The following is a 20,754-nucleotide window of genomic DNA, read 5'->3' on the forward strand; positions in this document are numbered from 1 at the left end:
GGGCGATATCAACCGCCGCAATATTCGCTGACCAATCGCTTCATCGTGATTGCGACGTGCTCAATGCGTGGCTTGAGGCGATGGGTGGGGCCACCGACGCCGAGCGCCATGGGCGGCTGCCGCGATCTGGCTGGTAGCGGAATTGCTATGGCGCTTACGCTTTCGGTGAGCTGATCACTATAGGCATAGCCGCGCGCTCGCACCTCCTCCAACTCAGCCGTCAGAACATCCAGCGGCACCACGTCGGCCGGGTCGGTCCGGCGCGCCTCGATCCGCTTGACCAGTTTTCGGATCCGATCCAAGGGCTGCATAGAAAGAAGCGCCAACCCTACTGCGCTGCGGCAGATGGGACGCAGAAGCCCAGGCTTCAAATAATATCTCAGAAGCTCTTGGGACTGCACCGTGTGAATGTATTGGGCAAATATGTCATTCTGGATCGCCAGCATGACTGTTTCGCCAGTTTCTTCCTGTAGCTGTGTCATTAGGGCGATGACCGCCCCTTCTTTGAAGATCTGGCCCTGAACCCATTCCCCGAGCATCGCCACGCGAATGGTGGGGCAGTATTTTTTTTCTCCAGGATCGTAGCTGATGTAATCGAGTGACTGCAGACTCTTGAGCAAAGCGAGCGTGCTCGACGGCGGATAGCCAAGATGGTTGGACAGCTCGGTGAGCGACATCGGCTCCTGATGCCGGTCGAACAATTCCAATATTTCGATCACGCGCCGCGCGGATTTGACGCCCGCCGACCGGCGGGCATCGGGGCCGTCTTCCGGGCTCAGGGGAGCATCTCGCATGAACGATCAACCGTCGCAGAATGGGAGGCCACAATCGATATTGTGGCCGCCATGTTCAGCAGGCTGCCTTGCCGTCAATCCGGCAAAGCAGGCGCGTCGAACGCGACAGATAGGGCAATCGCCTCCCAGGCGTCAAACTCGGCTGTTCCCGCCGCGATCTTGCTGCGCACCCGCGCCAATGCATCCTCCCCCAGAGGAAGCCGCAGGGGCACCGCATCTAGCCGCGATAGGCGGACAAGGACTTTGCCGAGCTTCTTGGGATCATTGGGCTGTGCGCCATCGCGCTGGGCCATGCGTTCTTGCGTGGTGCTGACGGCGGTGCCGGCATAGGCTAGGATCTGGTGCGCCGGTTTGCGAAGTGAGGCTCCGGCGAAAAGGGTGCGAAAAGAGCCGGGTTCCAGGATCGTCACCTTGATCCCGAACGGCGCCACCTCCTGTGCGAGCGCATCGGAAAATCCCTCTACCGCGAACTTACTCGCCGCATAGAAGGCGAAGCCCGGCGACGCCGCATAGCCGCCCAGGGAGGAGGTGTTGAAGATGTGGCCGCAGCCGCGCCCGCGCATGTGTGGTAAGATTGCCTTGGTCACTTCCGCAAGTCCGAAGAAATTAACCTCGAACATCGGCCGATATTCGCTGGCAGAGGTTTCCTCGGCTGCACCTAGAATGCCGAACCCCGCGTTGTTGAGCAGGACGTCGATGGCGCCTGCGCGGGACAGGGCGGCCTCGACCACCTCTCCGATCCGTTGCGTATTGGTCACGTCGAGCTGGAAGCCGTGCGCTGTGCCCGGAAACGCATCGATGAGCGGCTTGATGTTCGCCTCGTCCCGGGCGGTGAGGATGACCGTGTCGCCATATTCGAGCACCACCTGAGCGACCGCGTAGCCCATGCCGGAATCGCATCCGGTTATGAACCAGACCTTGCCAGGTTCGGCATTGGTTGATCCAGTCCTGCCTGTGTTAGTCATGTTCAGAATTCCGCCGCCATTGACCTAAATGCCAAACGCCTGGGTAACCGTCTTTGAAACCGTATAGCTCCGTACCCCTTCGCTTCCGCCTTCCCGGCCGATGCCGCTGTCTTTCACGCCGCCGAATGGAATGCCATTGGTGGAAACGGTCAGATGGTTGATGGCGACAGCGCCGCATTCCAGTGAACCGGCGATGTGCTCAAGCCGGGCGGCATCCTGGCCGAAGACGTAGCCCGCAAGGCCATAGGGAAGCGCATTAGCCTGTGCCAAGACCTCATTGAGGTCCGTATAGCGTGCTAGGCAAGCCACCGGTCCGAAGGGTTCCTCGTGCAAGATCCTGGCGTGTGGCGGAATGTCGGCGAGAATGGTGGGGGGGAAAAAATAACCGGGTCCGGGCTGTTCCACGCCGCCGCACACGAGGCGCGCACCTTGATCGACGGCTTCTGACACCAGCGCATGCACCGCGCTCCGGCGCCGGGGGCTGGCCAGCGGCCCCACGGCCACGCCGGGCTCATGCGGGGCACCGACCTTCAACGCCTGCGTCGCCGCGGCGAACGCTTTCTCGAAATCCCCATAGACCTTCTCATGGATGAAGAACCGCGTCGGGGCGATACAGGCCTGCCCTCCATTGCGGAATTTTGCTGCCACGCAACGCTTTGCGGCGAGGTCGATATCTGCGTCCTCGCAAACGATGACCGGGGCGTGGCCGCCCAGTTCCATAAGGATGGGTTTCATATGCATGCCGGCCCTCTGGGCGAGTTGTTTGCCCACCGGGACTGACCCGGTGAACGTCACCATGCGCACCTCTGGCGCATCGATCAGCTGTTCGGAAACCAGCGCGGGATTGCCGAACACCATGTTGATGACGCCGGCGGGTACGCCCGCATCGGCGAAGGCCTGCACCACGGCCATGGCGCTGGCGGGGGTTTCCTCCGCAGCCTTCATGATGAGGGCGCATCCGGCCGCGAGGGCGCTGCCGATCTTGCGGCATGGCGTGAGAACGGGAGCGTTCCAGGGCGTGAAGGCAGCGACGATGCCCACCGGCTCGGGGACAACCATCTGGCGCAGCCCCGGATCTGAGGGCACAACGCGGCCATAGAGTCGGCGCCCTTCATTGGCGTCCCATTCGACGATGTCGGCGGCGCGCAGGACGTAATTGCGGGCATCGGACATCGGAGTGCCGAGCTCCAGCGCGGACCAGGCCGCGATGGCATCGACACGCTCGCGCAGCAGCCTGCAGGCTGCAAGCTGGATCTCGGTGCGGCGGGCCGGGCCATAGGTCCGCCAGAGAGCCTGGCCCCGCCGGGCGGAGGCCAGGGCTGCCTCGATGGTCGTCGTGTCCGCCTTGGGCACGCGCCCGATGACGGATCCGGACGACGGATCATCGACATCCATGAATGCCGACACCGGCGGGCTCCCCAGCGTCCAGTGGCCATCAATATAAAAGCGAATGTCGGGATAGTCGTAATGCATGAAGAGGTCGTCCCGATGATCGTGGATGCGTGGCTCAGAGGTCTCGAAGGGGCAACTTTTCCTCTGTGGCAAGCTGCTTCCACTCCTGGCCTTCGGTCTTGAGTTTGAGAGCCAGTTCTTCGGGCGTGTCGGGAAGAGGCACAAGACCGCTATGGGCGAGCTTCTCCTTCACGCTCTTTTCGGCAAGCGCCGTGCGCAGCGCTTTGGAGAGTGTGGCGATCTTGGCGGGATCGGTTCCCGTCGGAGCCATGAGCGCGTTCCAGATCTCGAGGACGAAACCGGGAACGCCCGCCTCCTCCATGGTAGGCACGTTGGGAAGGACTTCCAGGCGCGACCTTCCAGACACCGCGATTGCTTTCAACTTCCCCGATTCGATGAGTGGCCCAGCCACGGTGGGGGCCAGGAAGGACATGTCGATCCGCCCCGCAATAAGATCGCTGAGCACAGCGGACTGTCCCGGATAGGGGATGATGTCGAACTGCACGCCGGTGAGCTTGCGGAACAGGGCGATGGAGAGGTCGTCGACGTTCCCGACCGAAGCGATGGTCATGGGAAGCTTGGCAGACTTGGCGTTGGCGATCAGCGTTTTGAGGTCCGGAACTGCCTTGGCGGGCGGCATGACCAGGATGTGGGAATAGCCGGCGACCGAACCGATCGGAACGAAATCGCGCTCAATGTCGAACGGCAGTGACTTATAGCGCGCTCCGGCGACGGTCAGGATGCCGTTCGAAGCGAGCAGGAGAGAGTAGCCATCGGGCTGGCTGCTCATCAGAGCGCGCGCGGCGATGGTGCTGTTCGCTCCGGGCCTGTTCTCCACCACGACAGGCTGGCCGAGGGGCGTCGCCATGGCTTCAGCCACGATCCGCGCCGCCTGATCCGTCGGGCCGCCAGCGGCGAAGCCCACGATCATGCGCACCGCACGTTGCGGATAGGGCTCTGCCGCGTGGCTGGCAGTTGGAGCCAAGAGGGCCCCCACCACAAGCGCGCGAATTGTGTTTTTGAACATTCGGTTCCTCCCTCGGGGCTTTGCCCACGTTGAATTGGCGGGCGAACGTTTGTGCCGGACGCCTACCCGCGCAGCCGCTTGCGCCTTTCCGGTGGCGCGCGCCGCTTTAAAAATTCATATATGAAAAAAAATGTTTCACAAGTGAGAAAAGCATCTATTGTCCGTCCGCCGCGATTTGCGAGGCCCGCGATCCGGCACGAAGCGAGTGGAGCAGCGCCTTTGGTCAGTCAGTCCATTCAGTTCGAGCCCCTTCCCCCTCGGCCCGAGCTTGCAGCCCTAAGAGACGAGGTCAGGCGATTCCTGGCGGAGCGCCAGTCTTCCGGCGCTTACGCGCCAGGCGCGGAAGGCTGGGCTGGCTACGACCCAGCCTTCACCCGGGCGCTTGCCCGCAAAGGCTGGATCGGCATGACCTGGCCTAAGCGCTATGGCGGGCACGAGCGCACCGCCATGGAGCGCTTGGTGGTGACGGAAGAGCTGCTTGCCGCGAGCGCGCCGGTCAGGGCGCACTGGGTCGCGGATCGACAGAGCGGCCCGTTGCTGTTGAAATTCGGAACCGAGGACCAGCGTCAGACCTACCTGCCGCGCATTGCGGCCGGGGAGTGTTTCTTCTGCATCGGCATGAGCGAGGCCGATTCAGGCTCGGACCTCGCCTCTATTCGCACCAAGGCGGTGAAGGTGGAGGGGGGCTGGCAGGTCAATGGCGCCAAGCTCTGGACCAGCAACGCCCACCGGGTCCACATGATGATTCTGTTCGCTCGCACGGGCGAAGCCGGGCCGACCCGGCGCGAAGGCGTCAGCCAGTTTCTCGTGGACCTGTCGTCCCCGGGGATCGCGGTGCGTCCGATCCGCAATCTTGCCGGCGAACAGGACTTTAACGAGGTGGTGTTCGACGGCGTGTTTGTGCCGGACGCGATGCTGGTGGGTGAAGAGGGGCAAGGCTGGAAGCAGGTCACAAGCGAGCTTGTCTACGAGCGTAGCGGGCCTGACCGGTGGCTCAGCTCCTACTTCCTGCTCCGCCAACTGGCGGACCAAGCGAAAAGGAAAGGGCCGGACGCCGGTGCGACGCGTCAGGCTGTGGGCCGCCTCGCGGCCCATCTCTGGACCCTCCACCAGATGTCGGGCTCCATTGCCGGAATGGTAGAGGAGGGCTCTCTGCCCAACACCGAGGCGGCGCTCGTCAAGGATCTCGGTACGACCTTCGAGCGGGAGATTCCTGAGGTGGTGCGCAAGGTGGTGCCGGAACAGGCGCGCTTCGGCGCCGCAGGTAATCCGGCCCTCGCCCATGCGCTCGACCATATTTCCCTGCACGCGCCTTCATTCACCATTCGAGGCGGTACGCGCGAGATCCTGCGCGGAATCCTCGCCAAGAGCCTGGGCATGCGATGAACGAACTTACGAAAATGATAAGCGACTCGGCGACAAAGCTGTTCGCCGACACCTGCACGGAGGCGCTCCGCGTCCTTGCCGAACAAGGAGAGTGGCAGAGTTCCTTGTGGGACATGGCGGCCGACCTCGGGCTGACGATGATCCGTCCGGGCGGTCCGGAGGAAGACCCTCTGGATCTCGTGGCGCTCGTCACCATCGCCGGCGTCGCGGGTGCTCACGCGGTTCCCCTTCCGCTGATGGAAAACCTCCTCGCGCGACGCGCTCTGGCTGCGGCGGGGCTGGACGACGAGGCGCTGGAGGGACCCCTTACGCTCGTTGGCCTGCCGTCGGACCTGAACTTGACGGGCGAGCCGGGTAGCTGGCGCCTTTCGGGCCGGCTGGCACGCGTGCCCTGGGGGCGTAACGCGACCGCCGTCGTCGCCACGGCCGCAAGTGCCGACGGGCCTCGTACCGTGGTGGTCATGGGAGCGCAGCCGACCCATCTCGATATCAACTGCGCACACGAACCGCGCGATACGTTCGATCTTTCGGCTTGGCCGATATCGGATGCATGGGTTGGCCAACCGGGCACCGCCGCGTCTGCCGGTGTGCTCTATCGTGAGGGCGCGCTGATCCGCGCGGCGCAGATGGCTGGCGCCATGCAGGCTGTGCTGACGATGACCGTTCAATATGCCCGTGAGCGCGTGCAGTTCGGGCGGCCCATTGCCCAGTTCCAGGCCATTCAGCACCAGGTGGTCGAGTTGGCGTCGCAGGCCGCTGCGTCACAGGCCGCTATGCTGGCGGCGGCGCTCGCCGGCGATGGCGCGGCGTTCGAGGCCGGTGCGGCTAAGCTTCGCGCCAGCGAGGCCGCCGGAACCGTCATCGCCGCCGCCCATCAAGTGCATGGCGCTATGGGCTTCACCTATGAGCATCCGCTGCACTTCCACACCCGTCGGCTGATGGCCTGGCGCGATGAATTCGGCAACGAGGTCGAATGGGCGCGCTGGATCGGCGAGCAAGTGGCCTGCCTTGGCGGGGACCATCTGTGGGCCATGATCGTAGCCCCGGAGCAGTATCGTTCACTTCAAACCGGGGCCGTTGCTGGACATGCTTGATCGTTTCTTCAATCCGGCCGGCATCGCGGTGATCGGCGCGTCGGACAGTCCCAGCAAGATCGGCGGCAAGATCCTGCGCATGCTTCAGCGTCACGGCTATGCTGGCGCGCTCTATCCGGTCAATCCGGCCCGTCCCACCGTCGGAGGGCTGGCGGCTTTCGCCCGCGTGGAGGACCTCCCCGATCCCATCGACCTCGCGCTCGTCGCGGTACCGGCGGCCCAGGTGCCCGAAACGCTGGAGCGGTGCGCGCAGCGTGGCATCGGCGGGGCTGTCGTGTTCAGTTCGGGCTTCTCGGAAGAGGGTGAGGAGGGACACCGTCTCCAGCGTGAGATCGCTGAGATCTGCGCCAGCACCGGCCTAAGGGTCTGCGGGCCCAATGCGGAGGGCTTCTACACGGTGGGCGCCAATATCGCCGCCACCTTTAGCCCTGGCGTCAATATCGATGCTCCGGCCCTCGCCGACACGACCCCTCGGTTGGGGATCGTGTCCCAGAGCGGCGGGCTGGGCTTCTCGCTCTACAATCGCGGCTGCCGTCGCAATCTCGCCTTCAGCCACATCGTGAGCGTGGGCAACCAGGTCGATCTGGAGAGCAACGACTTCCTCGACTATCTGCTTGACCAGCCCTCGGTCAAATGCGTGCTGATGTATGTGGAGAGCGTGCGCGATCCCGAGGCCTTCCTGCGCTCGGCGGAGCGTGCCGCCCGCCTGGGCAAGCCCATCATCATGGCGAAGGTGGGCCGCTCCTCAGCCGGACAGCGCGCGGCACAGTCCCATACCGGCGCCATCGCCGGCTCGGTGCGGGTGTCCGACGCGGTGCTCGATCATTATGGCGTTCAGTCGGCCGACGATCAGGACGATATGCTGGACCTCGCGACAGCGCTCGCCCATCAGCCCCTGCCACGGGGCAACCGGGTCGCCATCGTCTCCACCTCCGGCGGAACCGGCGTGTGGCTTGCCGACACCTGCGAGGGGCACGGCTTTGTGCTCCCACCCATCGATCCGGAGCGGCAGGCGCGGCTGGCGAGCTTCATCCCGTCCTATGGCTCCACGCAGAACCCGGTTGACATCACGGCCCAAGGGGTGAACGGCTATGCCCAGAGCCTGGAGGTGCTTGGCGATTGCGATGGGATCGACGCCATCATCGTCGCGGCTTCCTTCGCCCATGAGGCGCGCCTTCTGAGCGAAGGCAAGGACATCGCGCGGGTCGCCAAGTCTCTGGGCAAGCCCGTGCTCTTCTACACCTATTCGCTGCCCTCGGAGGCGGCGCTGAAGATCCTGAACGAGCTCGGCCTGCAGTGCTACACGACCATCACCGGTTGCGTGCGCGGGCTTCAAAGCCTGCTGCATTACGGCGAGGTGCAGCGAGAAATCGACCAGAGATTCAGCGTCTCGAAGGGCGCCGCGCCCTCGGCAGACGCGGCCGATGTGCTGCGATCTCCGGGCGCCAGCCTGTGCGAGTATGAGGCCAAAGCCCTGCTTGCAGCTTATGGTCTACCGATCGCGCGCGAGCACTTGGCACAGAGCGCCACCCAGGCGATGGAGATGGCGCAGGACGTGGGCTTTCCCGTTGCGCTCAAGATCCAGTCGCCGGACATCCCCCACAAGACCGAGGCGGATGGCATCCGTCTCGGTCTGGCGAGCGCTCCTGTCATTGCCGAGGCCTATGATAGCCTCATCTCGGCAGCCGGTCGTCATGCGCCGCAGGCCGATCTGCGCGGGGTTCTGGTCCAGCCAATGGCCCGGCCCGGCGTGGAGATGATCGCGGGCATCCTGCAGGACAGCACGTTCGGTCCGGCGGTCATGATCGGTATGGGCGGGATCTTCGCCGAGATACTCGATGACGTGCAGATCGCGCCTGCTCCGCTCTCACCGGACACCGCGCGGCGGACCATCGAACGCTTGAAGGGATTTCCCATTCTCAACGGTGCACGAGGGCGGCCGGTGTGCGACGTGACGGCCGTGTCCGAGCTGCTAGTTGTGCTGGGCCGGATCGCGGTCGACACGAAGGACACGCTCAAGGAGCTGGATCTCAACCCGGTGTTCGTCCACGCGTCGGGCGAGGGCCTCACCATCGTCGATGCGCTGGGTATTTGGAGCGAGCCATGAGCGAAGTGCTTTATGAGGTGAAGGAGCAGGTCGCGGTGATCACGCTGAACCGCCCCGAGAAGCTCAACGCCTTCACCACCGAGATGCTGCATGCCTGGGCCGATGCTCTACTGGACTCTCAGCGCCGTGACGACGTGCGAGTCATCGTCGTCACTGGGGCAGGGCGCGCCTTCTGCGCCGGGGGCGACGTGGGTTCCATGGACGAGCGCAAGGACGATGGGCCGTTGGCCCGCAAGGAGGGGCTGCGCAGCCGGGTCTATCGGGTGCCGCTCGCCCTCCTGGATATCGACAAGCCGGTGCTGGTGGCGGTGAACGGAGTCGCCACGGGTGCTGGCATGGACATGGCGCTGATGGGCGATATCCGCATCGCGGGGCGCAGTGCGCGTTTCGCCGAAACTTATGTGCGCATCGGGATCATGGCTGGCGACGGAGGGGCTTGGTACCTGCCGCGCCTGATCGGCATGCCGAAGGCGCTCGAGCTGCTGTGGACCGGCCGCTTCGTGGAAGCCGATGAGGCGGAGCGCATCGGACTGGTGAATTCGGTGGTGGATGACGCCTGCCTGATGAACCACACGATGGATTTGGCGGCGCGGATCGCAGCGGGGCCGCCGTTGGCTATCCGTTTCATGAAGCGTGCCGCTTATCAGGGCGTGACCATGGATCTGAGGACGCACCTCGATCAGGTTTCCTCCCACATGGGGCTGCTCTTCTCGTCGCGCGACCACAAGGAAGCCGTTGCAGCTTATCGGGAGCGGCGCCCGCCCATCTTCGAGGGGCGCTAGCGAACGGCGCGGGGGCCTCCCATCGCAGCCGGTCATGGGGCCCGACCCGCCGCGGTGGCTGGCTTCGGCTAGGCGGACCTAAAGCGGCCACACCTTGCCCGGACTTCCAGATGAGTCTGGCGCCGCTTTCGTATTCAAGAAAAATGTACTGAGAACAGTACTATTGAGGGAGGGGTGCGTGCCTTTGGTCAAGAACCCAACGAATGTGTTGTGCGGGGCCGTGTTCATCGTCCTGGGTGGGGTGTTTGCGTTTCAGGCAAGCGGCCTCATGTTCGGGAGCGCGGGGCGCATGGGGCCGGGATACTTCCCCATGGTGCTGTCGGTGGTCCTCGCCTTGTTCGGGGTGCTGCTGGTGGTGCTCGGCCTGCGGGTGCCGGGCGCCCAGGTTCATGGCGTCTTCGCCTGGCGCGGCTTCATCATGCTGCTTTGCGCCGTCATTGCCTTCGCCGCCGCCATGCAGCCCCTCGGCTTCCTGCCGGCGGTGGCCGCCAGCGTGCTCCTCGCCTTCCTGGGCAGCCGGAGCTTCTCGCTTGCCGCCGCCCTTCCTCTCGCCGCCGGTTTCACCTTCTTCAGCTGGCTCGTCTTCATCAAGGGGTTGGGGCTGCCGATCCAGCTCATCGGGCCTTGGCTCGGCGGATACTGAGGGGCAGGGCCATGGAACTCATTGATCATCTCGGCCTCGGCTTCACCGTCGCGCTGAGCTTCCAGAACATCCTCTACTGCTTCATCGGTGTGCTGCTGGGCACTCTGATCGGTGTGCTGCCGGGCCTCGGGCCGGTGGCCACCATTGCCATGCTCCTGCCGATCACCTTCGGGCTGTCGCCCGTGGCGGCGCTCATCATGCTCGCCGGCATCTATTACGGTGCGCAGTATGGCGGCTCCACCACGGCGATCCTCATTAACCTGCCGGGGGAGAGCTCCTCGGTGGTTACCGCGCTGGATGGTCACCAGATGGCCCGCAAGGGCCGGGCCGGGGCGGCTTTGGCCACCGCGGCACTGGGCTCGTTCTTCGCCGGCTCGGTGGCCACCGTGCTGCTGGCGGTCCTTTCCCCGCCATTGGCGCAGGTGGCGCTGGCCTTCGGACCGCCGGAATATTTCTCGCTGATGGTCCTCGGCCTCGTCGCCTCGGTGACGCTGGCCTCCGGCTCCATGATCAAAGCCCTGGGCATGATCGTGCTCGGCCTCCTGCTCGGTCTCTCCGGACAGGACATCTATACGGGCACGAGCCGCCTCACCTTCGGTCTGCCCGAACTCGCGGACGGCTTCGACTTCGTGGCGGTGGCCATGGGCATGTTCGGCATCGGCGAGGTGATCCGGAATCTTGAGGACGAGACCAGACGTTCCTTCGTCTCCGCCAAGGTGAAGGGGCTTTTGCTCACCAAGGAGGAGTTCAAGGCCATCATCGCCCCGGTGATCCGTGGCACGGCGCTGGGCTCCATCCTCGGCATCCTGCCGGGAGGCGGGGCGATGCTGTCCTCGTTTGCCTCCTACTCGCTGGAGAAGAAGGTCTCCAAGCATCCGCAGGAGTTCGGCAAGGGTGCCATCGCCGGCGTGGCGGGGCCGGAGAGCGCCAACAATGCGGGGGCCCAGACCTCTTTCATCCCCATGCTCACGCTCGGCATCCCGTCCAATCCGGTGATGGCGTTGATGATCGGGGCGATGATCATCCAGGGCATCACGCCGGGGCCGAACGTGATGAGCGAGAAGCCGGAGCTGTTCTGGGGGCTGATCGCCTCCATGTGGATCGGAAATGCCATGCTGGTGCTGCTCAACCTGCCCTTGATCGGGCTGTGGGTGCGGCTCCTGAGCGTGCCGTACCACCTCTTGTTCCCGGCCATCGTGGCGTTCTGCTGCATCGGCGTCTACAGCGTGAACAACAACCCGACGGACGTGTACACCATGGCCGCCTTCAGCGTGCTGGGCTATGTGCTGGTGAAGCTGGAATGCGAGCCGGCCCCGCTGCTGCTCGGCTTCGTGATCGGGCCTATGCTGGAGGAACATCTGCGGCGGGCGATGCTGATCTCCCGCGGCGATCCCACGGTGTTCGTCACCCAGCCGATCTCTGCCGCGTTGCTGGCGCTGGCCGCTTTCGCGCTGGTCGCCGTCCTCCTTCCCGCCATCCGGCAGACACGGGACGAGGCCTTCCAGGAATAGCCGGCAGGGTGCAGGCAAGGGCAGGTTCAAAATAGCAGAACCCGCCCTTCGGGTCCCTGCGATGACGCGTCTCGCGTATCTGTCCATACGGTGACGCGATCGAGAACTGGAGGGATCGAGATCTGCGCGCAGGCGAGGTGACGCTGCGCTGCTGTGCAAGGGCCCGCGGCGTCGCGTGGGAGTGCCTCGCACTGCGCTGGATCATCCGGTTGCGTCGGTGTTATGGCTCGCGAACGCGCTAGCCGCTACGGACATCGGGTTGAGGATCGGCCAGTTGATCATTACCGGCGCGCTGACTGCTCTGGTGTGCGCCCGGGCTGGCGAAACCGATGTGGCGGACTTTGGGGCCTGCGGGTCGGTCAGTGTGGCCTTTGCTTGAGGACCGGATTGCATTTCGCAGGCTGGCCTCTATTCCGGTCGCAACAGAGGAGGGAATATTGCTTCAGACGTCGGCGGAGAGCGCGTGTGTGATCGAAGCGCTTGGCGGTGGTCGGTGGCAGCCGGGACCTTTTGCCCGCGGCCCATTCAATGGCGTCCATGGCGGAGTGGTCACGAGCATGATGGCCGCGGAAATGGAGCGGGCGGCGCCCGATGGCCTGCGGCCTCTCTCCGTTCGCACGGACTTTCTCCGGCCGACTCCTTTGGGTTGCCCGTTGCAGGTCAGCGTGCAACCGGTTCGCGTTGGCCGTCGCGTGGCCTTGTTCGATGCGACCCTAAGCGCTGAAGGTGAGATAACGGCGCGCTGCTCGATGACATTCGTCGGGGAGACGCCCATTTCGACCCTTGAGGCTGATTATGCTTCGGACGCGCCGCCGCCCGCAATCGACCCTGAAGCACTGCCGCCGCGTGTTTCTAGCGCATCTCATGGCCTGCCGTGGCTGCTGGATGTCCTGGATCCACGCGCGGCGCCGGATGGCGCCGTGTGGTTTCGCTGGAAGATGCCGCTTTTCCCCAGGGCCTCAGCCTTTCTTGCCGCTCTTTCTCCCGCTGACACCATCCATGGCATGGCGCGTCCCGGTCTGCCGGGTCCGCCACCGGTCGCGGGCTATCCCAACGTGGATCTCTCCGTGCACTTCACGCGCGCGCCCGAAGGTGAATGGATCGGCGTGAGGCCCGTGACGCGATGGCTGGCGAGCGGCGCGGGCCTCGGCTTCGGCGATTTGGTGGACCGTGCGGGCGCCTTCGGTCATGGCGCGATGGGCGTTGTGCTCCTGCCGGCCTGAAGTGCTCGGCTCAGGATCCATCGGTTTGTGGCGATCGATCCTATTCAGGCTCTTTGAGGAGACTGAATATGGGCGATCGGTACGGGCTGATCGACACGTAGAGGGCGTTAATACATGGAAATAAACGATATAATTATATTATATTATGGATAATTGAGTTTATAATTGTTTCAGTTATATGAATCGAGCCCAGCACTGTCCTTATCGCGAGTGCCCCATGTCTGTGACAGGGGCGGCCTATCAGGAGGATACGTTCCGCCCGCTGACCGATGGAGCCGAAGCAGGTCACCTGGGTAAAATCAGCGAATTCATGCGCTAAGGCTTTCATCACGGCCATGCTCGGTCTCCTAGCCCTCCTTCTTTGTAGGAACCGCGCCAATGCGGCCTTCCGGGAGCCGTGATCGAGAGCGTAGGCCGGCTGCTTGAACTCAATTCCGTCGCGTAGCCCTGATGATCATGATCGCCTACGCCTTCCTCCAGCATCGACGCCTGGAGCAGGCCATAGGAGAAAAAGCCGCCGGCGGGGACTTCCGCCACCGATCCTGCCTCAGGCCCGCAGAGCCGTCCTCAAGGCGCTCTCCTCGACATCGCCGCCCCCGACACGCCCACACTGCTGAAGGGCTATCTGGAGACCGCCAATTTAATTCCGCCAAAGTAGTGCTAGGCGGCCGACCGCCCCCAATAAAAGGCGGCCATAGGGCCAGGGACTTGTCGGCATCCGGAATGTCGCGATCGCACGACAAGCGCACGCTCCTGCGGTACGGTCAGCTGTATCTTAAAGCGCTGGCGATACGTCACACGGAATAAAGGGCGTCTGATGTCGTTGTGCATACAATAAACACGTCAATTGTGGCGCTTAAAATATTCAGAATATTCGGTTTCTATACAGAGGTGTCGGTTTAACAATAAAAAGCTCCGCCTTAATGAGGCGGAGCCTTCAACTGCTTTCTTCATGTGCGATTCTGTCGTTGCCAGTACATCCGTGATCAACGACACGAAAGCGTCACGCAGCCTGAAGATTGCCTGCCGAGCTTTTGCCGGTCCGGTCGTCCCGGACGATCTCGAACTGGAGCTTCTGTCCTTCAGAGAGGGACTGCATCCCCGCCCGCTCCACGGCCGAGATATGCACGAACACATCCGCTCCGCCGCTCTCAGGCTGAATGAAGCCGAATCCTTTGGTGGCATTGAACCACTTCACAATACCGATATTCATGACGATTTCCTTTCAATCGCGCAGCGAAACGTCTGCCTGAGGACTCAGGCAGACAAAAAGTTAGATATTGAAGGGAATTATCGTCGACGGCATTGGAGGCGCCGGAAGATCTGCCGTCAAAATCATATGAGGGAGATGTAAGGAACGATTGTGTTGATGGCAAGGCCCAAAAATATTTAATCGAAAAGGCCGGTTTTCGCACCAAAGCGACGCAACTCCGATTCGCGCGCAACCCGCTCAAAAGCCTCGCGCTCGCCCTTAACGCGATAGCTCGGCTCGCTCCGATCGGTGGGCAATTCCCGGATAATCCGAAATTGCCCGGGTGGCGAACGGACGCCAACAACGAATTCCACTCTATCATCAATCTTAAAATTTGCAGCCATCACATTTTCTAGCACATTTCTCATTCTCTGCGCACTCAATTCTTCTGAGTGGCCACGTTTTTCCTGGAAGCTTTCCGGCGACCGGGCAACTCGGCTGTGCTAGCCTGCGCAGGGCTTCCGGCCGGAAGCCCTGAGGAATCATGATGAAAACTTTAAGCGTGCTGATCTGCCTGCTTTGTGCAGGCGCCTCAAGTGCTCTCGCGCTGCACCCCGACATGACGCTCGACTTCACTTGGGTCGGAACGCCGCTCTGCACGCCGACGCCGCGGAGCCCGGAGTTCCAGGTGGACAACGTGCCGTCGGGAACCCTGCTGCTGCGCTTCGCATTGCTCGGGCCCAGCGGCCGTGAGTTTGGAGGGGCTGACGTTCCGCTCCCGGGCCGCGGGACAATCCCCCGAGGTGCGGTTTCCTATCGTCCGCCCTGTGTCGGCGGTATGTATACGTGGATCGTGGAGGCGATTGACGCCGACGGCAACAGTCTTGCGCAGGCCACGCTCTCACGTCCGTTCTACTGAAAGGGGTGCCTATCCGGGACACGGATGCTTCCTCCGGTCCCGGCATTGGCCTTCAGCTGGCTGAAGATCGCCCCGGTGGTTTCGCGCGGCGCTTGGGCCCGGCGATCAATCCCTCATACTGCGCCTTCTTGCGGGCCGCTTTGCGGTGGCGGCGGACAGCCTCGGCATGTTCCCGCACCCGCCGTTCCGATGGCTTCTCGTAGGCGCGACGCTGCTTCATTTCGCGAAAGACGCCCTCGCGCTGCATGCGCTTCTTAAGGACCTTGAGGGCTTGCTCGATATTGTTGTCTCTGACGAGAACCTGCAAAAGATATCCAATCTGAATGTCGATCCGAATCCCGGGCCACTGCATGACCGCTCGGTCGGGTGACCGGCCGTAGCCGGTGACGGCATGATAAAGACAATGGCGCTGCAAAGCGACCATCTCGGCGAACCGCCTTTGGCCTCACACGGTTTTGTCCGTCACGACGTTGAAGCCGGTGAGGGTCGACGGCCCGAAGGTGGTCACCATGGCGACGTCGGTCGCGTCGCGTCCCCGAGCCATGAGGATGCGGCCGATGCGCGGCATGTTGTGTCGGGCGTCGAAGGTGTACCAGCGCCCGCCGAGATACACCTCGAACCAGGCGCTGAAATCCATCGGCGCGGGATCGGGTGGCACACCGATATCGCCGAGATAGCCTGTGCAGTAGCGGGCAGGAATGTTCATGCAGCGGCACAGGGTGATGGCGAGGTGGGCGAAGTCGCGACACACTCCCCGGCGCTGGGTGTAGGCATCGAAGGCGCTCTTCAGCGGGCTTGCGTGGGCGTAGTCGAAAGCGACACGGTGGTGAACGAAATCGCAGATTGCCTGCACCAGTGGCCACCCCTTGGGTATGTGACCGAACATGGACCAGGCGATCGCGCTCATGCGATCGGTTTCGCAATAGCGGCTGCCCAACAGGAAGATGAGCGCCTCCACCGGCAGGTCGCCGAGCGCGTGCTGCTCCGCGCCTGTCGCTACCTCGTCGGGCAGACCGCTGTCGCGGATCACGAAATCCGTGTGCATGGTGAGCCGGCCGGCTGGAGCCTCGATCACATGGCAGAAATTTCCGAAGCTGTCGTGATAGGTGTTGGCTGCAATCGGCGGGTCGAACAGCACGCGGTCAGGGTTCACCAAGTCGTTGATCCGCGAAGGATGCACGCTCAAGGTAAGGATCATGGGCGTCGGCTTAGGGCATGTGTAGGAAATTTCGTAGCCCGCGTGAATCTGCATGGGGAACCTCTGATGGGCGCGGCATGGAGCCCGCCTATGTCGGACGTATCGGCTGTGGTGTGCGAAACTCAAATGGCCCCGGCACCGCGCCGCCGGCGCTGGAGGAATCTCAGACGTGACTCGGACTTCTTCTTTGCTCGCCGCGGATGATAGGCCACCGGTGTCGGTGTTCAATTCTGAAGGCAGTTCCGCGTTCCTCATTGTCGCGGATCATGCGGGCAATGCCTTTCCGCGCGCGCTCGGGGAACTCGGGGTCGCTGCGCGGGATCGGGACCGGCACATCGCATGGGATATCGGCATAGCGGGCCTCTGCCATATGCTGGCAGATCTACTCGATGCCACGTTCATTCGACAGAACTATTCTCGCCTCGTCATCGACTGCAATCGCCCGCACAACGCGCCGGATTCCATCCCCTCGGTGAGCGATGGTAGCCATGTGCCCGGCAATGTGGGCCTCAGTCCCGTGGAGCGCGCTGCGCGCAAAGCCGCGATCTTCGACCCCTACCATGCGCACATCGCCGCCGAATTGGACCGGCGACAGGCTGTGTCCCGGCCCACAGTGCTGATTGCCATGCACAGCTTCACACCGGTTTTTCAAGGGGTCGAACGCCCCTGGCATGTCGGCGTGCTCTATCACCACGCCCCCCGCTTCGCCCAGGCCTTGCTCGCGACGCTTCGACTAGACCGTGGCCTCACAGTCGGAAACAACGAGCCTTACGCCGTCGGTGACACGACGGACTGGACCATTCCCCATCATGGAGAACGGCGGGGCATCCTCCATGTGGGTATCGAGATCCGCCAGGATCTCATTGCCCAGCCGCGAGGCCAGCAGGAATGGGCGGAACGCATGGCCATGGTGTTGCCGCTCAGCCTCGCCGAGTGCTTTGCCGGACAAGAGGCAGATGAGCCGGGTGCCTGGCAGGCGGGTGGTCGCCTGGATCGGTGAATGACGTCACTCGGCGCATTTCTTGCTTGTATCGAAGAATCTGAACTTCGAGATTGCGGTTTGTCTCCTCTCCGCCAACTCGGCCGACAGATGCTCCGCGCCAGACGGCCGGGGTGAACGGCGAGGTGTGGTGGTCCCGTGGATAGTTTCGGACGTAAGCGCCAGATGTGCGAGTGGGACGAGCTGGCGAGTGACGATGCCGGCCTGAAAGCTGTTCTGGCGAGGGAGGACGGCCACCGTCTCGCCCCCTTCCACCTCTTGTCCGTCCCTGGCATGAGCGCGGCGCAGCAGCGCGCGTGCTCAGAGCTTTGGACGCGCGATCGCCGCTCGGAGGCCGCTGCGAAGCGTACGGCCCTGGGCTTCACCTTTCCTGATCCCGGATCGGGGCCCATTCGGCTCGGCTATCTCTCCAATGATTTTCACGAGCACGCCACCGCGCATCTGCTCATCGAGGTCCTGGAGGCGCATCGGCGTGACGATTTCGAGGTCTTCTCTTATTCCTTCGGCGCCGATGATGGCCTGCCCATGCGCCGCCGGCTGACGACGGCCTGTGATCATTTCGTGGACATCTGCGAACTTGACGACACCGCGGCAGCCCGGCGCATTCATGCGGACGGCGTGGACATCCTTATCGATCTGAAAGGGTTCACCGCCCGGGCGCGGACAGGCATCGTGCTGCTGCGGCCGGCCCCGATCATCGTGAACTATCTCGGTTATCCGGGCACCATGGGGGCCGGGGTCTGCGACTATCTGATCACCGATCCGTTTCTAACCCCCGCCGACACCGCGGAGGACTATACCGAGTCATTCGCCTATATGCCCCACTCCTATCATCCCCATGGGCGCACCACGCCGCTCGGAAAGCGGCCGGGCCGACGTGAAGCCGGGCTGCCCGGAGAGGGCTTTGTCTTCTGCTGCTTCAACCAGCCCTATAAGATTTCGCCCGACGTCTTCGACATCTGGTGTCGCCTTCTGGCCATGGTGCCAGACAGCGTCCTGTGGCTAATGGATCATCCCGACGCCGCCGGAAATCTGCGCAGCGAGGCGATCCGGCGGGGCGTGGATGCCCGACGGCTCATCTTCGGAGGGAACCTGCCCCAAGCGGAGCACCTCGCGCGGCTTCAGCTCGCCGACCTAGTGCTCGACACCTCGCCGTTCAACGCACACACGACTGCGAGCGATGCCCTGTGGGCCGGGGTTCCGGTGGTGACCTATGCGGGGCAGACCTTCCCATCCCGCGTTGCCGGCTCAATCCTGCATGCCATCGGGCTTTCTGATCTCATAGCTGACAGTCCCGAGGCCTATTTCGAGCTTGCCTACAAACTCGCCATGGATGAGGCGCGCCATGCCGGCATCACCGCGCGCCTTGCCGCGAACCGTCTGAAGACGCCGCTATTCGACGTGGCGAGTTATACCGCCAGTTTGGAATGCCTTTATCGAACCATGGTGCACCGCCACCGCGCGCACCTTCTGCCGGACGCAATCGGAGCCAGCGACAAAGACGGACACCTTCGGAGCGTCCATCGCGAAGGTCGATCTCTGGGCGAATAGTCAGTTGCCGGTCGTGGCGATCGGGCACATCGGTGCCGACCCGTTCCCGGAGTGTAGCGCTGCCTTTGGCGATGCGGCGCCTTGGAAGAAGAGCGCCCCGCCTGGTGATTAACGGGTCAGACGCGCCCGAACCGGGGCGCCGCTCGGGTGGATACTCAACAATGTCCTTGGCCACGAGGCTTCTTTCGAGCTGAGCTGCACCTTCTGTAATCGTCGCACGGGTTTGGCAAACACCCCTACTTGCTTCCAGCGGACATCCGAAAACCGCATTCCTCGCCGATAATGTCTCTATCGTAAGGCTCGCCGAATGGGTGGGTGGCTTGCGTGTTCGCAGCACCGCAAAATTCGGAGTCCTCCATGCCCCAGCCCAACAACCACGCGCTTCGACTTTCCGTCGACGGACAGATCCAAGTGATGCGCTCTCTTGAGGAGGCTGCCACCTTCGTTCGGCGTCATCCCATGGGGCAACATGCAGGTTCTTTGTTGGACCAGATCGAGGGGGCGGCCAATTCTCGCCTGACAGCCCAGGCCTGGGTCGCCGTGGCCACATTCGCCGATGCCATGCAGCGCTCTGGGAGCGTCACCCTCACACGCAGCGCATGAACATGGTCGCCCTCACCGATGAGATCGTCGCCCGTTCCGTCTGCGAACGCGGCCTGCGCGCGCGAGGGGTGATCGTCGAAGCCGACATCCAGTCCTTCGTCGACCGCTTCTGGCAGATCGTTGCCGCGCAGCTTGACGCACAGCTCATCGATGTTTCCGGTCATCCGATTCCGCACACCCTCGAACAAGGTGTTGATGCCTATTGGGATTGGTGCCTGAGACAATCGGCCATATAAATGCAGGAGGAGAGATGCCGGTGCGACTTCAATCCTTGGAGGTCGCGCACCGGCTTGATGCGGCCAAACAGCTCCTTCGACAGCCTGGGGGATGTGGCGTGCGTCCCGTTTTCCTGGCAGCTCTAAGTTGGGCCCGGTTGGGTCTTGAATATTTTATGGGATCGGCAGGCGAACATCGACGGAGACGGGCTGTCGAGGCTCGTATGGCTCCCGACGATGTGTCGTCGATCCGCACCAAGACTCGATGATCCGCCGCGCCTCGGCAAGCGAGGAGAAGGCGCGCTCATTGATGCACTCGTTATGTATGCAGCCGTTGAAGCTCTCCACGAAGGCGTTCTGGATCGGCTTGCCCGGGGGCAATGTCGTGCCATTGGATGGCGGTTTCCTCGCCGAAGCCGAGGATGGCCCGGCTGACCAGCTCCGCGTGCCATTGTCCGAGACGATCATGCGGGGGGCGGCTGCGACGGGCGATGAGCTCATTGAGCTCGCGCGCCACTCGGGAACGAGAAAGCGAGGTGTCTACCACCAGCGCCAGGCATTCACGAGTGAAGTCGTCGACAATGTTCAGTACCCAAAAGCGGTGGCCGTCGTCCAGGGCAGCGGGCACGAAGTCGAGGCTCCAGTGCTGGTTCGCTCCCGGCGGGATGGCCGCCCGTGCTCCTGGGAGCCGCTACGGAAGAGCCGTGATCGACCTATGAACCCGTCCGGTGGAGAGCCGTAGCGGGCCAAGCGTTCGAATAGCCCGCACAGGCTATTTGGCTATTCCCAATTTTGAGAGTTTCGACGCTTCTTCCGCTTCCCGTGCCTCTCGCTCGGCGCGGAGGCGAGAGGTCTTCTCGCGAACTGCATCGAATTCGCTCCTATAGCGGGCCATTGCGCGGTTCGTTGACTCCTCAAGTTGGCGTCGACGTTCAGGAGTAGAAAGATAGGCGTTCTGTGCGATATTTTGTTTCATAAATAAAATCATAGCGCAATTTTGCGTATAATAGAATATAAATTTCGTTAATTTAATCTAAAAATATATTCTGCACGACGGGCGAAATGGTGAATCCGCAAATAGCGTGACCGTTG

Annotated in this window: 21 protein-coding genes; 12 read left to right on the top strand and 9 right to left on the bottom strand. The window is 63.0% G+C overall.

The genetic code is table 11. The features are described from left to right. Positions 1 to 8: 8 nt before the first annotated feature. From MEU52_RS08905 to MEU52_RS08920, 4 genes are all read right to left on the bottom strand, one after another. Positions 9 to 794, bottom strand: coding sequence for an IclR family transcriptional regulator (locus tag MEU52_RS08905; RefSeq protein WP_238120931.1), 786 nt, complete (start codon positions 792 to 794; stop codon positions 9 to 11). Positions 795 to 868: 74 nt separating this feature from the next. Continuing rightward, positions 869 to 1,759, bottom strand: a complete 891-nt coding sequence (locus MEU52_RS08910) for an oxidoreductase (protein WP_238120932.1) — start codon at positions 1,757 to 1,759, stop codon at positions 869 to 871. A 24-nt stretch (positions 1,760 to 1,783) separates the two neighbouring features. Then, a complete protein-coding gene (locus MEU52_RS08915) occupies positions 1,784 to 3,232 on the bottom strand; it encodes an NAD-dependent succinate-semialdehyde dehydrogenase (RefSeq protein WP_238120933.1) in 1,449 nt (482 codons plus the stop codon). Between the two features lie 34 nt (positions 3,233 to 3,266). Beyond that, on the bottom strand, positions 3,267 to 4,238 hold the full coding sequence (locus MEU52_RS08920) for a Bug family tripartite tricarboxylate transporter substrate binding protein (protein WP_238120934.1): 972 nt from the start codon (positions 4,236 to 4,238) through the stop codon (positions 3,267 to 3,269). A 219-nt stretch (positions 4,239 to 4,457) separates the two neighbouring features. Here MEU52_RS08920 and MEU52_RS08925 point away from each other — a divergent pair, with 219 nt between their 5' ends. The 7 genes from MEU52_RS08925 (at position 4,458) to MEU52_RS08955 (ending at position 12,984) form a co-directional block, all read left to right on the top strand. Beyond that, on the top strand, positions 4,458 to 5,624 hold the full coding sequence (locus MEU52_RS08925; RefSeq protein WP_238120935.1) for an acyl-CoA dehydrogenase family protein: 1,167 nt from the start codon (positions 4,458 to 4,460) through the stop codon (positions 5,622 to 5,624). Then, positions 5,621 to 6,718, top strand: coding sequence for an acyl-CoA dehydrogenase family protein (locus tag MEU52_RS08930; protein WP_238120936.1), 1,098 nt, complete (start codon positions 5,621 to 5,623; stop codon positions 6,716 to 6,718). Before MEU52_RS08925 ends, MEU52_RS08930 begins: the two co-directional genes overlap by 4 nt. Next, entirely contained in the window at positions 6,711 to 8,825 is a 2,115-nt protein-coding gene (locus MEU52_RS08935; protein WP_238120937.1) for an acetate--CoA ligase family protein, read from the top strand. Before MEU52_RS08930 ends, MEU52_RS08935 begins: the two co-directional genes overlap by 8 nt. After that, positions 8,822 to 9,607 (top strand): enoyl-CoA hydratase/isomerase family protein, encoded by a 786-nt coding sequence (locus tag MEU52_RS08940; RefSeq protein WP_238120938.1) that lies wholly within the window; start codon positions 8,822 to 8,824, stop codon positions 9,605 to 9,607. Before MEU52_RS08935 ends, MEU52_RS08940 begins: the two co-directional genes overlap by 4 nt. 220 nt (positions 9,608 to 9,827) lie before the next feature. Further along, positions 9,828 to 10,250 (top strand): tripartite tricarboxylate transporter TctB family protein, encoded by a 423-nt coding sequence (locus tag MEU52_RS08945; protein ID WP_337927104.1) that lies wholly within the window; start codon positions 9,828 to 9,830, stop codon positions 10,248 to 10,250. A gap of 11 nt (positions 10,251 to 10,261) precedes the next feature. Beyond that, positions 10,262 to 11,761 carry a tripartite tricarboxylate transporter permease gene (locus tag MEU52_RS08950; protein ID WP_238120940.1) on the top strand — a complete coding sequence of 500 codons (1,500 nt, stop codon included), beginning with the start codon at positions 10,262 to 10,264 and terminating at the stop codon, positions 11,759 to 11,761. Between the two features lie 467 nt (positions 11,762 to 12,228). Then, on the top strand, positions 12,229 to 12,984 hold the full coding sequence (locus tag MEU52_RS08955; RefSeq protein WP_238120941.1) for a thioesterase family protein: 756 nt from the start codon (positions 12,229 to 12,231) through the stop codon (positions 12,982 to 12,984). 1,003 nt (positions 12,985 to 13,987) lie between these two features. Here MEU52_RS08955 and MEU52_RS08960 read toward each other — a convergent pair. Continuing rightward, complete coding sequence (locus MEU52_RS08960) at positions 13,988 to 14,197, bottom strand: cold-shock protein (RefSeq protein WP_238120942.1); 210 nt, start codon at positions 14,195 to 14,197, stop codon at positions 13,988 to 13,990. Positions 14,198 to 14,720: 523 nt separating this feature from the next. Between MEU52_RS08960 and MEU52_RS08965 the strand changes: the two genes are divergently transcribed. Beyond that, positions 14,721 to 15,095: a hypothetical protein gene (locus MEU52_RS08965; protein WP_238120943.1), complete on the top strand. Its 375-nt coding sequence runs from the start codon at positions 14,721 to 14,723 to the stop codon at positions 15,093 to 15,095. A gap of 52 nt (positions 15,096 to 15,147) precedes the next feature. Here the strand turns inward: MEU52_RS08965 and rpsU are convergent, their stop codons facing one another. Together rpsU and MEU52_RS08975 are read right to left on the bottom strand one after the other, a co-directional pair. Continuing rightward, entirely contained in the window at positions 15,148 to 15,402 is a 255-nt protein-coding gene (gene rpsU, locus MEU52_RS08970) for a 30S ribosomal protein S21 (protein WP_238121404.1), read from the bottom strand. 138 nt (positions 15,403 to 15,540) lie between these two features. Next, on the bottom strand, positions 15,541 to 16,347 hold the full coding sequence (locus MEU52_RS08975; RefSeq protein WP_238120944.1) for a transglutaminase-like domain-containing protein: 807 nt from the start codon (positions 16,345 to 16,347) through the stop codon (positions 15,541 to 15,543). A gap of 160 nt (positions 16,348 to 16,507) precedes the next feature. Here MEU52_RS08975 and MEU52_RS08980 point away from each other — a divergent pair, with 160 nt between their 5' ends. The 4 genes from MEU52_RS08980 (at position 16,508) to MEU52_RS08995 (ending at position 19,683) form a co-directional block, all read left to right on the top strand. Further along, positions 16,508 to 17,293 (top strand): N-formylglutamate amidohydrolase, encoded by a 786-nt coding sequence (locus MEU52_RS08980; RefSeq protein WP_238120945.1) that lies wholly within the window; start codon positions 16,508 to 16,510, stop codon positions 17,291 to 17,293. A 138-nt stretch (positions 17,294 to 17,431) separates the two neighbouring features. Then, entirely contained in the window at positions 17,432 to 18,844 is a 1,413-nt protein-coding gene (locus tag MEU52_RS08985) for an O-linked N-acetylglucosamine transferase, SPINDLY family protein (RefSeq protein WP_238120946.1), read from the top strand. 357 nt (positions 18,845 to 19,201) lie between these two features. After that, entirely contained in the window at positions 19,202 to 19,447 is a 246-nt protein-coding gene (locus MEU52_RS08990) for a hypothetical protein (protein WP_238120947.1), read from the top strand. Between the two features lie 2 nt (positions 19,448 to 19,449). Then, positions 19,450 to 19,683 (top strand): hypothetical protein, encoded by a 234-nt coding sequence (locus MEU52_RS08995; RefSeq protein WP_238120948.1) that lies wholly within the window; start codon positions 19,450 to 19,452, stop codon positions 19,681 to 19,683. Positions 19,684 to 19,836: 153 nt separating this feature from the next. On the opposite strand, the gene MEU52_RS22000 is transcribed toward MEU52_RS08995, so the two are convergent. Both MEU52_RS22000 and MEU52_RS09000 read right to left on the bottom strand, forming a co-directional pair. Next, complete coding sequence (locus MEU52_RS22000) at positions 19,837 to 20,010, bottom strand: integrase core domain-containing protein (protein WP_443266411.1); 174 nt, start codon at positions 20,008 to 20,010, stop codon at positions 19,837 to 19,839. After that, positions 19,982 to 20,329 (bottom strand): DDE-type integrase/transposase/recombinase, encoded by a 348-nt coding sequence (locus tag MEU52_RS09000; RefSeq protein WP_337927115.1) that lies wholly within the window; start codon positions 20,327 to 20,329, stop codon positions 19,982 to 19,984. Before MEU52_RS09000 ends, MEU52_RS22000 begins: the two co-directional genes overlap by 29 nt. Positions 20,330 to 20,754 lie beyond the last annotated feature (425 nt).

This window comes from Xanthobacter sp. NM-25 (genome assembly GCF_022138605.1).
GTDB lineage: Bacteria > Pseudomonadota > Alphaproteobacteria > Rhizobiales > Xanthobacteraceae > Xanthobacter.

What these genes read in the sequence shown, in the direction of transcription:
- MEU52_RS08915 (WP_238120933.1), bottom strand. Translation starts at nt 3,232, where the DNA reads ATGCATTACGACTATCCCGACATTCGCTTTTATATTGATGGCCACTGG.
- MEU52_RS08990 (WP_238120947.1), top strand. Translation starts at nt 19,202, where the DNA reads ATGCCCCAGCCCAACAACCACGCGCTTCGACTTTCCGTCGACGGACAG.
- MEU52_RS08940 (WP_238120938.1), top strand. Translation starts at nt 8,822, where the DNA reads ATGAGCGAAGTGCTTTATGAGGTGAAGGAGCAGGTCGCGGTGATCACG.
- MEU52_RS08930 (WP_238120936.1), top strand. Translation starts at nt 5,621, where the DNA reads ATGAACGAACTTACGAAAATGATAAGCGACTCGGCGACAAAGCTGTTC.
- MEU52_RS08965 (WP_238120943.1), top strand. Translation starts at nt 14,721, where the DNA reads ATGATGAAAACTTTAAGCGTGCTGATCTGCCTGCTTTGTGCAGGCGCC.
- MEU52_RS08960 (WP_238120942.1), bottom strand. Translation starts at nt 14,197, where the DNA reads ATGAATATCGGTATTGTGAAGTGGTTCAATGCCACCAAAGGATTCGGC.
- MEU52_RS08935 (WP_238120937.1), top strand. Translation starts at nt 6,711, where the DNA reads ATGCTTGATCGTTTCTTCAATCCGGCCGGCATCGCGGTGATCGGCGCG.
- MEU52_RS08995 (WP_238120948.1), top strand. Translation starts at nt 19,450, where the DNA reads ATGGTCGCCCTCACCGATGAGATCGTCGCCCGTTCCGTCTGCGAACGC.
- MEU52_RS08950 (WP_238120940.1), top strand. Translation starts at nt 10,262, where the DNA reads ATGGAACTCATTGATCATCTCGGCCTCGGCTTCACCGTCGCGCTGAGC.
- MEU52_RS08920 (WP_238120934.1), bottom strand. Translation starts at nt 4,238, where the DNA reads ATGTTCAAAAACACAATTCGCGCGCTTGTGGTGGGGGCCCTCTTGGCT.
- MEU52_RS08975 (WP_238120944.1), bottom strand. Translation starts at nt 16,347, where the DNA reads ATGCAGATTCACGCGGGCTACGAAATTTCCTACACATGCCCTAAGCCG.
- MEU52_RS08905 (WP_238120931.1), bottom strand. Translation starts at nt 794, where the DNA reads ATGCGAGATGCTCCCCTGAGCCCGGAAGACGGCCCCGATGCCCGCCGG.
- MEU52_RS08910 (WP_238120932.1), bottom strand. Translation starts at nt 1,759, where the DNA reads ATGACTAACACAGGCAGGACTGGATCAACCAATGCCGAACCTGGCAAG.